Genomic DNA, 14,931 nt, shown 5'->3' on the forward strand with positions numbered 1-14,931 from the left:
CGATGTTGTTAATGTAAAACCCATATCATCCATTCACAACGCAGATAAATATTGATAAATACTTTCAACGACTGGAATGCCTTCGCTCTGGCATTTCTCTTTATAACGTACCTGTGGATCGTTAGGCGCCAGGACCTTTTCAACGCCAGGAACGGGTTTAACCGCCCGGAGTTCATCCCGCATCATTTTTATGGTGGCGGCAAAGAGCGGATTACCCAGTTTTTCAGGATCGATAACAATGACCAGGCTCGCCAGTTTGCGCATCTTATCGTAATCGCCATACATACGAACAATATGATTACCAAAGTTTGCACCCATTAAGATGCCGGTCAGCGCACTTGCCAGCGCAATCCCTGACCCTTTATGCCCGCCGAAGGGCAACAAATTTTCAATTTTATGCGGATCGGTGGTGACATTGCCTTCCTTATCCAGTGCAAGCCCTTCGCCGATGGGTTTGCCCGTCTCTTTGGCATGTAAAATTTTTCCAAACGCGATAGCGCTGGTTGCCATATCGACGATCATCGGTTCTTCGCCCGCAACCGGGAAACCAAAAGCAATCGGGTTCGTACCCAGGAAACGCTCTGCGCCACCGTGAGGGGCAACGCAGGTATCCGTTTGTGTCATGACGATAGCAATGGTGTTTTGTTGGGTAGCGCGTTCAGCAAACCAGGAGAGCGCCCCGCAGTGAGAGGCATTTTTTATCCCCACAAAACCCAGCCCGGTCTCTTTCGCCAGCGCTATCGCGTGATCCGTCGCCACCTTGAGTGCCGAATGCCCCATACCGTCGTCAGCATCCAGCACCGCCACGGACGGAGAAACAGTATTGATCGTCATTTTTGCAGCCGGATTAAGGCCGCCTGCTTGCAGGCGCGTACAATAATGTTCCACGCGCATGACGCCATGAGAATGCACGCCCGTCATATCCGCATGAACCAGCACGTCCGCGACATCTTGCGCCGTTTTTTCATCCAGCCCGGCGGGAATTAATTTATTTAACACCAGTGTTTTTAAGCAATCTTCTTTAATAAATACGGTGGTCATATTTTTTCCTTAAAATTTAATGACGCCTTTGACCAGATTTTTATTTTCCACGACATCCTGCTGATAGCGATCGCCAATGTTGTAGAAATCAAATTCCTGATTGACCATCAGATGTTCATTAAGCGTTCCGTTCGCCATTAAGGCGATTACGCATTCAAAATCTTCTCGCGTTGCGTTGCGACTGGCCAACAGCGTGGTCTCTTTTTTATGGAAAGTGGGATCGTCAATCGCCAGTTCACCAATATAAAGTCCAATAAAGACTATTTTTCCACCGTGACGAATCAGATCCACCGCCCGCGTCATAGAGCCTTTATTGCCGGTGGCATCCAGCAACGTACAGGCTAACTGTCCGTCAAAACAGGCTTTCACCGTTTCAACATAATTATCCTGCGCAGGATCGACGGTATGTACGCCAACCTTATCGGCGATTTGCTGGCGTCTTCCGGCGTCGATATCGGCGACCACGACGCGGCCCCCTTTCGCTTTAGCAATGGCGGCCGCCGCCAGCCCAATCGGTCCTGCGCCAACCACCAGCACATTTTGCTGCGGGGCGATATCTGCCCGGCGAACCGCATGCGCGCCAATGGCAAAACACTCAACCAGCGCGCCAGCGTTGTCGCTCAGCGTGGGCGGCAGCTCCACCAGATTTTCTTCCCGCACGGCCAGATATTCACTGAATCCGCCATCCTGATGTACGCCATAAAGCGAGACGTTTTCGCAGCAGTTGGTTTTTCCTTCCCGGCAGGCAGCGCAATCGCCGCATGGGATACAGGGGATAACGCTGTAGCGGCGGCCTTTCTGTACACGCTGGCAGGCGCGGCCTGTCTCTTCCACTACGCCGCAAATTTCATGTCCCAATACGCGCGGATAAGAAAAGAAGGGCTGGCGTCCCGCATAAGCATGGATATCCGTACCGCAAATGCCCACCGCGTTGATTTTTAACAGCGCTTCGGTCTCGTGTAATTCAGGCATCGCCCTTTCGATGTATTCAATATTGCCGGGAGCCTGGCAAATGAGCGTTTTCATACGTTAGCCTTCAAAAGTAAATGTTGAATAGCGGCTTTTACGCCGTGGGTTTCAATCGCTTCGAACGCCTGCCGCACATCGTGCAGAAATTGCGGATTGTCGCTCGCGAGCGAACCGAAAATGCTTTTTATCTGAAGCAGCGAGAGCGCTTTCGCCCATGCCTCTTTTTGCGCTGTCACGCAGGCATGAAACTCAGCGTTAAGCGGATCGGCAACCGCCTCCCCCTTGCCAATGGCGCTGATAACGAAGTGGAGCCAGCCGGCGACCAGAACCGTCAGGGCCGTGCCCTTAACCCCGCGCATCTGAAGCGTGCGCCAGGGATCGATAGCCCGTTGAGGCAGTTTTTGTGAACCATCCATGGCGATTTGGCTGGTTTTATGCCGGATATGCGGATTGCTAAAGCGCGCAATAAGCAAGTTAGCGTATTGGTTAACGTCCAGATCCAGGTGCGGACTCAGGGAGTTGGCCTGCTCTTCAACCATCAGATACCGCACGGCAGCGTTAAAAACCGCATCGTCCATGCACTGGTAAATGAACTCATGGCCTGCCAGAGTGCCGCAGTAGGCCAGAAATGAGTGACTGCCGTTCAACATACGCAGCTTCATCTCTTCATAGGGCAGAACGTCGGCGACAAACATGGCGCCAGCCCGGTCCCACTCAGGCCGCCCTGCGACAAAATTATCTTCGATGACCCACTGACGGAAATCTTCACATACCACACCCGCGGGATCGGCCTTGCCGGTTTCCGCTTCGATCAGAGCAAACGCCTCTTCCGTCATTGCCGGAACAATCCGGTCCACCATCGTTCCAGGGAAGGTGACGTTCTGCGCAATCCAGTCGGCCAGCCCAACATCCCGCTGCGCGGCGAAGGCAATAACGGCACCTTTCGTCAGCGCGCCATTCTCCGGGATGTTATCGCATGACATGACGCTAAACGGGGGCAGATTGTGGAGCCGACGCAGGCGTAGCGCCTCCACGATCAGGCCGATTGCAGACTGCGGCGCGTGCGGGTTGGCCAGGTCGTGACAAATAAGCGGGTTAAGCAGATCAAGCTGGCGAGACTGCGGATCGGTACAGTAGCCTTTCTCTGTCACCGTTAAGGAGACGATTTTTACCTGCGGTTCGATCAGTTTTTCTATCGCGGCCTGGATACCGCTCAGTGGCGTATGCAGCGCGCCGGTCAACGAACGTACCTGACGGCACAACGTGGCGTGTGACGATCGCTCGACCACGGTAAAAAGACCGTGTTGCGCATTTAACGCTTCCACGACGTCAGCGCTGCCGAACAGATTAATGCCAAAAATGCCCCACCGCGTTCCTGCCGCTTCATTGCTTAAATCGGTGTAAACCGCCTGGTGCCCCCTGTGAAATGCGCCAATACCGATATGTACGATGGCAGTTTCTAAATCCTGGCGGGAGTAAGCCGTGCTTTCCATTACGATCCCCTGATAGTTAACGTCGACCAATTATGCTTAATTGGTTTACCAAAACAGTGAGTAAGATCGCAAATGGTGAACAGATAATCCAGTAAAAAAAGATCATTCGAAGATAAATGTTTATAAAACAAATAAAATCAAAAAGTTATTTGATGATCGTTTTTCTTGTTACCGATGCATGTGCAAAAATGTGACCCGTCGCAGGGGAAAACACCTGCAAACCGGTGTACCATTCTGCAATCAGAGGACAACCAAATTCATTAACCATTTGTTTTTAATATAAATAACTCACTAACAAAACCGAATAAACCGCTAAACACACGAAAAATTGGTAAACCATTAAGGCGTAAAAGGTTTACCAGCAGGACTACTCCAGCAATGACTGATCATGAAAAGGATATGAAGATGGATACCGCTATTAAGACCGTTGAAACCAGACTCTTCAAAGTGCCGCTGGCAGAAGTGTTAGTCGATGCCAAACATGGGGATCACAGCCATTTCGAGCTGATTACCACCACCATTACCCTGGAAAATGGCGAGACCGGCACAGGCTACACCTATACCGGCGGCAAAGGGGGTTATGCGATTAAAGCAATGATCGATCACGATCTGGCCCCCGTACTGGCAGGCAAGGATGCGGCGGCCATTGATGATATTTATGACTTTATGGAGTGGCATATTCATTACGTGGGCCGGGGCGGGATCGCTTCTTTTGCAACATCGGCGATTGATATTGCCCTGTGGGATTTGAAAGGTAAACGCGAGCAGCTTCCGCTCTGGAAAATGGCGGGCGGCAAAAACAAGAGCTGTAAAGCCTACTGCGGCGGTATCGATCTCGCCTTCCCGCTGGAAAAGCTTCTGAACAGCATTAAGGGATATTTAGAAAGCGGCTTTAATGGCGTGAAGATTAAGGTTGGCCAGAAGAACCCGCAGGAGGATATCGAGCGAATCAAAGCAGTTCGTCAGCTCATCGGGCCGGATATCACCTTTATGATTGACGCCAACTACTCTCTGACCGTGGATCAGGCGATTGCGCTATCGAAGGCCGTCGAGTCATGCGATATCACCTGGTTTGAAGAGCCGACCATCCCAGATGATTACGATGGTTACGCCACCATCGCGGAAAATACCACCATCCCGCTGGCGATGGGCGAAAACCTGCATACCATTCATGAGTTTGGCTATGCGCTGGATCGCGCAAAACTGGGCTTTATTCAGCCGGACGCCTCTAACTGCGGGGGGATCACCGGTTGGCTGAGAGCCGCCCAGCTGTCGACCCGCTATGGTTTGCCGGTCTGTTCACATGGGATGCAGGAGCTGCACGTCAGCCTGGTTTCCGCCTTTGACACCGGCTGGCTGGAAGTTCACAGCTTCCCTATCGATCGCTATACCCGCCGTCCGCTGGTGGTCGAAAATTATCGGGCCGTTGCGCCGGATACCTGCGGTACGGGTGTTGAATTCGACTGGGATAAGCTGACCCCGTTCGAGGTCTGAGACATTTTGCGGGTCTGTTTGCTGACGGACCCGCAACACGGTCAGGTGGCAAAGAAAAAATCGTCAAAATCGTCGAGCGAATCATCCTGCTGGAAGATTTTCACCAGCTCGTTTTTACTGTGTTCCAGATGGTCCCAGGCGGCTTGTCTGGCTTGCTCTGCGTTACGTTTCTGAAGGGCGAGGAAGATGCTGCGGTGATCGTCCACCCACTGCATCCGCAGCTCTTTTTTATGCAGATATTTGTAGTTGAGGCGCTTCCAGCGCGGGTTCTCCGTGCGCACGGCACGCCACAGTTCGGCGGATTGTTTCATCAGCACCCTGTTCTGGGTCGCTTCCGCAATAATGTTGTGGAACTGACGATCAAGCTCTTCGAACTTGTCGCTGTTGCCATCAATCATCTTTTCTTGCTGCGTAATGATCTTCTTCAGCTCACGCAGCTCATTGAGCCTGATTTGCGTGGCGGCAAACCCGGTGATATTGCTTTCGATCACCTGACGGGCCTGGAGTAACTCAAAGGGACCGATATCGGAATAAGGCAACAGCGACTTCTGGTTGAGTTTTTCAGGGCTGTCGATGAAATAGATCCCCGCGCCCTGGCGAACTTCCACCACGCCTTTCAGCTCAAGCATGATGATCGCTTCGCGAATCGTTGTCCGACTGGTATTAAAACGCTCGCCAAGCTCCCTTTCCGAAGGAAGACGCTCTCCCGCTTTGAACACGCCGGAATAGAGCAACTCTTCTATTTGAAGCCCGATATCGTAATAGCGTCGTTTTGTGATCGCCTGTTCCATGCTTACGCCTGTAAAAAGCTGTGAGTTCAACCTGTAAAGCGATTCGCCTGCGCCTCCTCAAACGCTGAGAAGGCGCGAAGCGGGGTGCTTAAATATCGATATTCGCCGCTTTCAGGGCGTTCTCTTCGATGAAGGCGCGACGTGGTTCAACCGCATCACCCATCAGGGTCGTGAACAGCTGATCCGCTGCGATTGCGTCTTTCACGGTGACGCGCAGCATGCGACGGCTTTCCGGATCCATGGTGGTTTCCCACAGCTGATCCGGGTTCATTTCGCCCAGACCTTTATAACGCTGAATAGAGAGACCACGACGGGACTCTTTCACCAGCCACTCCAGCGCCTGTTCGAAGCTGGCTACCGGCTGACGACGTTCGCCACGTTCGATAAACGCATCGTCTTCGATCAGACCGCGCAGCTTCTCGCCGAGGGTGCAGATACGGCGGTATTCCGGACCGGTCACAAATTCGTGCTCCAGCGGGTAGTCGGTATCGACGCCGTGGGTACGCACGCGGACGATCGGTTCGAACTGCTGCTCAGCGTTCTGCTGGACGTCGAATTTCCACTGGCTGCCATGCTGCTCTTTCTCGTTCAGCTCGCTCACCAGGGTGTTCACCCAGCGGGTGACGGTCTGCTCGTTGCTCAGATCGGCTTCGGTCAGGGTCGGCTGGTAAATCAGCTCTTTCAGCAGCGCTTTCGGATAGCGACGCTCCATACGGCCAATCATTTTCTGCGTGGCGTTGAACTCGGAGACCAGACGCTCCAGCGGCTCACCGGCCAGCGCTGGTGCGCTGGAGTTTGCGTGCAGGGTCGCACCGTCAAGGGCGATCGCGATTTGGTACTGATCCATCGCGTCGTCATCTTTAATGTACTGTTCCTGCTTGCCTTTCTTCACTTTATACAGCGGCGGCTGGGCAATGTAGACGTGGCCGCGCTCAACGATTTCCGGCATCTGACGATAGAAGAAGGTCAACAGCAGCGTACGAATGTGCGAGCCGTCGACGTCCGCATCGGTCATGATGATGATGCTGTGATAGCGCAGTTTGTCCGGGTTGTACTCGTCGCGACCAATGCCGCAGCCGAGCGCGGTGATGAGCGTCGCCACTTCCTGAGAAGAGAGCATCTTGTCGAAGCGCGCTTTCTCAACGTTAAGGATTTTACCCTTCAGCGGCAGAATCGCCTGGTTCTTGCGGTTACGGCCCTGCTTCGCAGAACCGCCCGCGGAGTCCCCTTCCACAAGGTACAGTTCAGACAGCGCCGGGTCGCGTTCCTGACAGTCAGCCAGTTTGCCCGGCAGACCAGCAAGGTCCAGCGCGCCTTTACGACGGGTCATTTCACGGGCTTTACGCGCCGCTTCACGGGCACGCGCCGCATCGATAATTTTACCGACAACGATTTTCGCGTCGGACGGGTTTTCCAGCAGATATTCGCTCAGCAGTTCGTTCATCTGCTGCTCAACCGCCGATTTCACCTCAGAAGAGACCAGCTTGTCTTTGGTCTGTGAGGAGAACTTCGGATCCGGCACCTTCACGGAGACCACGGCAATCAGGCCTTCACGGGCATCGTCACCGGTGGCGCTGACTTTCGCTTTTTTGCTGTAGCCTTCTTTGTCCATGTAGGCGTTCAGGGTACGGGTCATCGCCGCACGGAAGCCCGCAAGGTGAGTACCGCCGTCGCGCTGCGGAATGTTGTTGGTGAAGCAGTAGATGTTTTCCTGGAAACCGTCGTTCCACTGCAAGGCCACTTCCACGCCGATACCGTCTTTTTCGGTGGAGAAGTAGAAAATATTCGGGTGAATTGGCGTTTTGTTCTTGTTCAGATACTCAACGAACGCCTTGATACCGCCTTCGTAGTGGAAGTGGTCTTCTTTGTTGTCGCGTTTGTCGCGCAGACGAATCGACACGCCGGAGTTCAGGAACGACAGTTCACGCAGGCGTTTCGCCAGAATGTCGTACTCGAATTCGGTGACGTTGGTGAAGGTTTCAAGGCTCGGCCAGAAACGCACCATGGTACCGGTTTTGTCGGTATCACCCGTAACGGCCAGCGGGGCGTCAGGCACACCGTGCTGGTAGATCTGACGGTGAATTTTGCCTTCGCGCTGGATAACCAGCTCCAGCTTCTGCGACAGGGCGTTTACTACGGATACGCCTACGCCGTGCAGACCGCCGGAAACTTTATAGGAGTTATCATCGAACTTACCGCCTGCGTGCAGGACGGTCATGATCACTTCCGCAGCAGAGACGCCCTCTTCCGGGTGAATACCGGTTGGGATGCCACGGCCATCATCGGTAACGGAGACGGAGTTGTCCGCATGAATGGTGACCACGATGTCTTTACAGTGACCCGCGAGCGCTTCGTCGATAGCGTTATCTACCACCTCGAATACCATGTGGTGCAGACCGGTGCCGTCATCCGTGTCGCCGATATACATACCCGGGCGCTTACGCACCGCATCCAGCCCTTTCAGGACTTTGATACTGGAGGAGTCATAAGAATTCGACATCAACGTTTCTCGCTCATTTCAACTTGGGTTAATCCGTTATTTTACCCTTTTCCACGGTAAACATCTTCGAATTTTCGTCCGACATGTCTATAACGTGTTCAGCGCTAATGGCGCTGACGAAAACCTGCGACTGCGTGGCTTTTAAGCGGCTGGCAAGCAGCCCGCGCCGCGCGTCGTCAAGTTCCGAGGCAAAATCATCTATCAGGTACAGGCAGCGTCGCCCGCTCTCGCGAGTGAGGAACTCCCCCTGCGCCAGGCGCAGCGCGCACATCAGGAGCTTGAGCTGCCCACGCGACAGCGTGTCTTCTACCGGCGCACCGTCGGCACGAATGCGGAAATCCGCCTTGTGCGGGCCGTGCGCGGTGTAGGTCAACATGCGATCGCGCTCGAAGCTTCTCTCTAACACCTCGGCATAATCCGTCTCTTTTTCCCAGCCACGCTGGAAAGAGAAGGTGAGAGAGAACTCGGGTAAAAACTGTTTGCAGGTGTCGGCCATGTCTTCGGCGATACCTGCGCTGTATTCGGCACGCCAGCGGCTGATCTGTTCCGCGAGAGGGATTAACTCCATGTCCCACGGACGCAGCTGGGCGTAACGGGTGACCTGGCGCAATGCGGCGTTACGCTGTTTAAGCAGACGCTTCAGGTTGCTCCAGGCGTTAAAGAAACCGGCTTCATTGTGAAAGCATCCCCAGTCGAGGAACGCTCTTCTGTATTTGGGGCCGCCGTTGAGTAAAGTAAACCCCTCGGGCGTAATCAGCTGCATCGGCATCAGCAGCGCCAGCTCCGCCACCTTGTGGCCGTCAGTGCCGTCGATGCGCACCTTGCTGTCGCCCTGCTTGTCTTTGGTCAGGCCGATGGCGGTTTCCCGCTCTGCGCCCTGCAAACGCCCGTGCAGAACAAAGGATTCCTGCTCGTGGCGAATCACGCGACCAATCTGCAAACTGCGAAACGCCCGGCCATGGCCGAGCGTATAGATGGCTTCCAGCACGCTGGTTTTGCCGCTGCCGTTCGCGCCAACCAGGAAATTAAAGCCAGGGGATAAAGCGAGATCCGCGCTTTCGATATTACGAAAGTCGCGGATCAACAGACGGGTGAGCGACATTACAGTCTCATTGGCATGACAACATAAGCAGCCGACTGTGATGCGGCATCTTCAATCTGTACGCTTGAAACGGAGTCGGTCAGCAGGATGCGAACGTTCTCGCATTTCAGTGCATTCAGCACATCCAGCACATAGCTGACGTTGAAGCCGATTTCCATCTCAGCCCCGGCGTAGGTGACGTCCAGAATCTCTTCTGCCTCTTCCTGCTCCGGGTTGTTGGCGGTGATTTTGATCTGGTTTTCACTCACGTACAGACGTACACCGCGGAATTTCTCGTTAGAGAGAATAGCCGCGCGGGCAAATGCCTGCTTGAGGATATCGCAACCCGCCTCCAGCGTTTTGTCCGGGTTCTTCGGCAATACGCGGCGATAATCCGGGAAACGACCGTCAACCAGCTTCGATGTGAAGACAAAATCACCCACGTGGGCACGAATATTGTTGCTGCCGATCTGCACGCGCAGCGGGGTGTCACCGCCGTCGAGCATACGCATCAGCTCAATCACCCCTTTACGCGGTACGATCACCGAATGGTTTGGCAGTGAATCGCCAATCGGCATGGAACAGACCGCCAGACGGTGACCGTCGGTAGCCACGGTACGCAGCTCTTCACCTTCGGTTTCGAACAGCATGCCGTTTAAGTAGTAACGAACGTCCTGATGCGCCATGGAGAACTGCGTGGCCTCAATCAGACGCTTCATCGTCGCCTGCGGCAGGGTAAATTCAACTTCGCTCTGCCAGTCGTCCAGGTTCGGGAAATCCGCAGCGGGCAGCGTGGAAAGAGAGAAACGACTGCGGCCAGAGCGCACCAGCATGCGGTCGCCCTCCAGCTGCACGGCGATTTCAGCGCCTTCCGGCAGTCCACGGCAGATATCAAAGAATTTACGTGCCGGAACCGTGGTCGCGCCTGCGTCGTGCGGCTGAGTCAGCGTAACGCGCGCGATCATTTCCATTTCCAGATCTGTGCCGGTCAGCGACAGCGTACCGTCCGCGACCTGAAGCAGCAGGTTTCCAAGAATAGGCAGCGTTGGGCGGCCGCCTAACGGGCCACTCACCTGTTGCAGCGGTTTTAATAAATGTTCACGTTCAACGGTAAATTTCATAGCGTCACGATGATAATGTTCTGATTAAATTGGAAAAATCTTCTTTTATGTCGTGGCTTTCTTCCCGTAACTGCTCAATCTTGCGACAGGCGTGCAGCACGGTCGTATGGTCACGGCCACCAAACGCATCACCGATTTCCGGCAGGCTGTGGTTAGTTAGCTCTTTTGCCAGCGCCATCGCCATCTGACGCGGACGCGCCACCGAGCGGGAACGACGTTTAGACAGTAAATCTGCCACTTTGATCTTGTAGTACTCGGCCACCGTCTTTTGAATATTGTCGATAGTGACCAGTTTTTCCTGCAAAGCCAATAAATCGCGCAGCGCTTCACGCACAAAATCGATAGTGATCGCACGACCGGTGAAGTTGGCATTGGCGATAACGCGGTTCAGCGCCCCTTCCAGCTCACGCACGTTGGAACGCAGGCGCTTGGCAATGAAGAACGCCACTTCACCCGGCAGGCGAATGTCGTTCTCATCGGCTTTCTTCATCAGGATCGCGACGCGGGTTTCCAGCTCCGGTGGCTCGATCGCCACGGTCAGGCCCCAGCCGAAGCGGGATTTCAGACGATCTTCAACGCCGTTGATCTCTTTTGGATAACGATCCGAGGTCAAAATGATCTGCTGATTACCTTCCAGCAGGGCGTTGAAGGTGTGGAAAAACTCTTCCTGAGATCGTTCTTTATTGGCAAAGAACTGAATGTCATCGATCAGCAGCGCATCAACGGAACGGTAGTAGCGTTTAAACTCTTCGATCGCGTTGTTTTGCAGGGCTTTTACCATGTCCTGAACGAAGCGTTCGGAGTGCATATACACCACTTTGGCATTGGGCTTACGCGCCATGATGCCGTTACCCACCGCGTGTAACAGGTGCGTTTTACCCAGACCCGTGCCGCCATAGAGGAACAGCGGGTTGTAAGCACCACCGGGGTTATCGGCAACCTGGCGAGCCGCCGCGCGCGCCAGCTGGTTCGATTTACCTTCAACGAAGTTATCGAACGTGTGTTTCACGTTAACGTTAGAGCGGTAGGTTGGCTCTGCGGGTGCAGGGACGTTATCCCAGCCCTGACGAGCCGGTGCAACGCGAGGCGCAGGTGCGGGCGCCGCCTGTGCAGGGGCTGCCACATTGACAACTTCACGAACGGTTTGGGTGACCGGCTTTGTGCCCACTTCAAAACGCAGCTGTGGGGCATCTGACCCGCAGAAATCGTTCAGCAGTCCATTGATGTTATTAAGGTATTTATCCCTTACCCAATCGAGCACGAAACGGTTTGGCGCATACAAAGCCAGCGTGTTATCGCTCAGTTCCGCCTGCAACGGGCGGATCCACATACTGAATTCTGTGGCTGGTAACTCATCCTGCAATCGGGCAAGACACTGCTGCCAAAGCGAAAGTGACACGGCGGACTCCACTCGAACAATAAAAGAAAACTATTGAATATTCATGATTGTTGGCGCACATCGACATGACCCCATCAGGGTGATGTGCGAACCGCTATCTGCGGTTATACACGCTATCGTTGATACAACCTGAACGACGTTGTGTTTATGCCCGACCAGGATCGCTGGATCCCGATCGGGACCGCGGATCATAGCCTAAACTGAGCCAGAGATCTTCTGTTTCTCACAGATTCTTCCCGATTTATCCACAGGAAGATCCGGAATCGGGTAAGTGTAAACGATCCTGACGCGAGTGCCCCGCGATTTAGGCCGCATATTGGAAAATTTAATGAGGACAGACAATTTTTGGCTTAAATGATCTAACGAAGATCCGGGACGATCCTTGCGCTTTGTTGGCGAGGCCGTATAATCCTCGCCCCGGCGCGTGATGCTCTTCTTCCTGCGTCGTCCGCTGCTCATTTTCCACGCGAAATCGTGCGGAAATACGCGGGAAATAAGGAAAGAGAATTGACTCCGGAGTGTACAATTATTACAATCCGGCCTCTTTAATCACCCACGGCTTCGGCGTCCGTCATTCGAAACTCGGTCGGGCATCCGCAAAAGTCATGAATTTTTTCAAGTTTAGGTAGAAATCGCCATGAAACGCACTTTTCAACCGTCTGTACTGAAGCGCAACCGTTCTCACGGCTTCCGTGCTCGTATGGCTACTAAAAATGGTCGTCAGGTTCTGGCACGTCGTCGTGCTAAAGGCCGCGCTCGTCTGACCGTTTCCAAGTAATAAAGCTAACCCCTGAGTGGTTAAGCTCGCATTTCCCAGGGAGTTACGTTTGTTAACTCCCACTCATTTCACTTTCGTCTTCCAGCAGCCTCTACGGGCTGGCACGCCGCAAATCACCATCCTCGGCCGCCAAAATTCGCTGGGGCATCCCCGCATCGGTCTCACAGTCGCCAAGAAAAACGTTAAGCGTGCGCATGAACGCAACCGGATTAAACGTCTGACGCGTGAAAGCTTCCGTTTACGTCAGCACGAACTGCCTTCTATGGATTTCGTGGTGGTGGCTAAAAAAGGGGTTGCCGACCTCGATAACCGTGCTCTCTCGGAAGCGTTGGAAAAATTATGGCGCCGCCACTGTCGCCTGGCTCGCGGGTCCTGATAGCCCTCATTCGGGTCTATCAACGCCTGATTAGTCCGCTACTCGGGCCACACTGCCGTTTCACGCCAACATGCTCAAGCTACGGAATTGAGGCATTGCGCAGGTTTGGAGTGATAAAAGGCAGTTGGTTGACGGTGAAACGCGTATTAAAATGCCACCCTTTACACCCAGGTGGAGACGACCCCGTCCCTCCAGGACCTTTTGATACCAGAGAACACTAACGATGGATTCGCAACGCAATCTTCTTATCATCGCTTTGTTGTTCGTGTCTTTCATGATCTGGCAGGCATGGGAGCAGGATAAAAATCCTCAACCCCAGCAGCAGACCACGCAGACCACGACCACCGCAGCGGGTAGCGCCGCCGACCAGGGCGTACCGGCCAGTGGCCAGGGGAAACAGATTACGGTTAAGACCGATGTGCTTGAGCTGACTATCAACACCCGTGGTGGTGATGTTGAGCAGGCGCTGCTGTTGACCTACCCGAAAGAGCTGAAGTCTACCGAACCGTTCCAGTTACTGGAAACCACGCCTGAATTTATCTACCAGGCGCAGAGCGGCCTGACCGGTCGTGATGGCCCGGACAACCCGGCTAACGGTGCGCGTCCACTGTATAACGTCGAGAATGACACGTTTGTAATGGCTGATGGCCAGAACGAACTGGTTATCCCGATGACCTACACCGACGCGGCAGGCAACACCTTCACCAAAACCTTCACCCTGAAACGCGGTGAGTATGCGGTGAACGTGGGCTACAGCGTACAGAACGCCGGTGCGAAACCACTGGAAATCTCTACCTTTGGTCAGCTGAAGCAGTCCATCAATCTGCCGTCTCACCGTGACACCGGAAGCAGCAACTTTGCGCTGCATACCTTCCGTGGCGCGGCATACTCCACGCCAGATACCAAGTACGAGAAATACAAATTCGACACCATTGCCGATAACGAAAACCTGAACGTCAGCTCTAAAGGCGGTTGGGTCGCAATGCTGCAACAGTATTTCGCGACGGCGTGGGTACCGAATAACGACGGTACGAATAACTTCTACACCGCGAACCTCGGCAACGGTATTGCAGCCATCGGCTACAAATCTCAGCCAGTTCTGGTGCAGCCGGGTCAAACCGGTAAACTGGCAAGCACCCTGTGGGTCGGCCCGGAAATCCAGGACAAAATGGCTGCCGTTGCACCGCACCTGGATCTGACCGTTGATTACGGTTGGTTGTGGTTCATCTCCCAGCCGCTGTTTAAGCTGCTGAAGTTCATCCACAGCTTCCTGGGTAACTGGGGCTTCTCCATCATCGTTATCACCTTTATCGTTCGTGGCATCATGTACCCGCTGACTAAAGCGCAGTACACCTCCATGGCGAAGATGCGTATGCTACAGCCGAAGATTCAGGCTATGCGTGAGCGTCTGGGCGATGACAAACAGCGTCAGAGCCAGGAGATGATGGCCCTGTATAAAGCAGAGAAAGTGAACCCACTGGGTGGTTGCTTCCCGCTGCTGATTCAGATGCCAATCTTCCTTGCGCTGTACTACATGCTGATGGGTTCCGTTGAGCTGCGCCACGCGCCTTTCGCCCTGTGGATCCATGACCTGTCCGCACAGGACCCGTACTACATCCTGCCGATCCTGATGGGCGTGACGATGTTCTTCATCCAGAAGATGTCTCCGACCACCGTGACCGACCCGATGCAGCAGAAGATCATGACCTTTATGCCGGTCATCTTCACCGTGTTCTTCCTGTGGTTCCCGTCAGGTCTGGTGCTGTACTATATCGTCAGCAACCTGGTGACCATCATCCAGCAGCAGCTGATTTACCGTGGTCTGGAAAAACGTGGCCTGCATAGCCGCGAAAAGAAAAAGTCCTGATTCGGTAACTTAACGCTAAAA

Annotated in this window: 13 protein-coding genes; 5 read left to right on the forward strand and 8 right to left on the reverse strand. The window is 53.9% G+C overall.

The genetic code is table 11. The features are described from left to right. Positions 1 to 33 precede the first annotated feature (33 nt). The 3 genes from BH712_RS14520 to BH712_RS14530 are packed head-to-tail and all read right to left on the reverse strand — an operon-like array spanning position 34 to position 3,503. Positions 34 to 1,041, reverse strand: coding sequence for an Ldh family oxidoreductase (locus BH712_RS14520; protein ID WP_006808772.1), 1,008 nt, complete (start codon positions 1,039 to 1,041; stop codon positions 34 to 36). Positions 1,042 to 1,050: 9 nt separating this feature from the next. Next, positions 1,051 to 2,067: a zinc-binding alcohol dehydrogenase family protein gene (locus BH712_RS14525; RefSeq protein ID WP_006808771.1), complete on the reverse strand. Its 1,017-nt coding sequence runs from the start codon at positions 2,065 to 2,067 to the stop codon at positions 1,051 to 1,053. Continuing rightward, on the reverse strand, positions 2,064 to 3,503 hold the full coding sequence (locus BH712_RS14530; RefSeq protein ID WP_006808770.1) for a mannitol dehydrogenase family protein: 1,440 nt from the start codon (positions 3,501 to 3,503) through the stop codon (positions 2,064 to 2,066). Before BH712_RS14530 ends, BH712_RS14525 begins: the two co-directional genes overlap by 4 nt. A gap of 405 nt (positions 3,504 to 3,908) precedes the next feature. On the opposite strand from BH712_RS14530, the gene BH712_RS14535 reads away from it, so the two are divergent. Further along, the gene (locus BH712_RS14535; protein ID WP_032673712.1) at positions 3,909 to 4,997 is read left to right on the forward strand and encodes a mandelate racemase/muconate lactonizing enzyme family protein; all 1,089 of its coding nucleotides are present in this window, start codon (positions 3,909 to 3,911) and stop codon (positions 4,995 to 4,997) included. Positions 4,998 to 5,038: 41 nt separating this feature from the next. Here BH712_RS14535 and BH712_RS14540 read toward each other — a convergent pair whose 3' ends face one another. The 5 genes from BH712_RS14540 to dnaA all read right to left on the reverse strand — a co-directional run bounded on the left by BH712_RS14540 (position 5,039) and on the right by dnaA (position 11,889). Next, the gene (locus BH712_RS14540; RefSeq protein ID WP_006808767.1) at positions 5,039 to 5,788 is read right to left on the reverse strand and encodes a FadR/GntR family transcriptional regulator; all 750 of its coding nucleotides are present in this window, start codon (positions 5,786 to 5,788) and stop codon (positions 5,039 to 5,041) included. An 88-nt stretch (positions 5,789 to 5,876) separates the two neighbouring features. Continuing rightward, a complete protein-coding gene (gene gyrB, locus BH712_RS14545) occupies positions 5,877 to 8,288 on the reverse strand; it encodes a DNA topoisomerase (ATP-hydrolyzing) subunit B (protein WP_006808766.1) in 2,412 nt (803 codons plus the stop codon). A 28-nt stretch (positions 8,289 to 8,316) separates the two neighbouring features. Beyond that, positions 8,317 to 9,390: a DNA replication/repair protein RecF gene (gene recF / locus BH712_RS14550; protein ID WP_000060091.1), complete on the reverse strand. Its 1,074-nt coding sequence runs from the start codon at positions 9,388 to 9,390 to the stop codon at positions 8,317 to 8,319. Beyond that, a complete protein-coding gene (gene dnaN / locus BH712_RS14555) occupies positions 9,390 to 10,490 on the reverse strand; it encodes a DNA polymerase III subunit beta (protein WP_003861122.1) in 1,101 nt (366 codons plus the stop codon). The genes recF and dnaN overlap by 1 nt, the downstream gene beginning before the upstream one ends. Before the next feature lie 4 nt (positions 10,491 to 10,494). Beyond that, positions 10,495 to 11,889 carry a chromosomal replication initiator protein DnaA gene (dnaA, locus tag BH712_RS14560; RefSeq protein ID WP_003861124.1) on the reverse strand — a complete coding sequence of 465 codons (1,395 nt, stop codon included), beginning with the start codon at positions 11,887 to 11,889 and terminating at the stop codon, positions 10,495 to 10,497. A 637-nt stretch (positions 11,890 to 12,526) separates the two neighbouring features. Here dnaA and rpmH point away from each other — a divergent pair. The 4 genes from rpmH to yidC are packed head-to-tail and all read left to right on the forward strand — an operon-like array spanning position 12,527 to position 14,910. Then, complete coding sequence (gene rpmH, locus BH712_RS14570; protein ID WP_000831330.1) at positions 12,527 to 12,667, forward strand: 50S ribosomal protein L34; 141 nt, start codon at positions 12,527 to 12,529, stop codon at positions 12,665 to 12,667. 16 nt (positions 12,668 to 12,683) lie between these two features. Then, positions 12,684 to 13,043, forward strand: a complete 360-nt coding sequence (gene rnpA, locus BH712_RS14575) for a ribonuclease P protein component (protein ID WP_006808764.1) — start codon at positions 12,684 to 12,686, stop codon at positions 13,041 to 13,043. After that, positions 13,007 to 13,264, forward strand: a complete 258-nt coding sequence (yidD, locus tag BH712_RS14580) for a membrane protein insertion efficiency factor YidD (protein ID WP_001307474.1) — start codon at positions 13,007 to 13,009, stop codon at positions 13,262 to 13,264. Before rnpA ends, yidD begins: the two co-directional genes overlap by 37 nt. A gap of 2 nt (positions 13,265 to 13,266) precedes the next feature. Next, positions 13,267 to 14,910, forward strand: a complete 1,644-nt coding sequence (gene yidC, locus BH712_RS14585) for a membrane protein insertase YidC (RefSeq protein ID WP_006808763.1) — start codon at positions 13,267 to 13,269, stop codon at positions 14,908 to 14,910. The last annotated feature ends 21 nt before the right edge of the window (positions 14,911 to 14,931 follow it).

It is taken from the genome of Enterobacter hormaechei ATCC 49162 (assembly GCF_001875655.1).
GTDB classification, from domain to species: Bacteria; Pseudomonadota; Gammaproteobacteria; order Enterobacterales; family Enterobacteriaceae; genus Enterobacter; species Enterobacter hormaechei.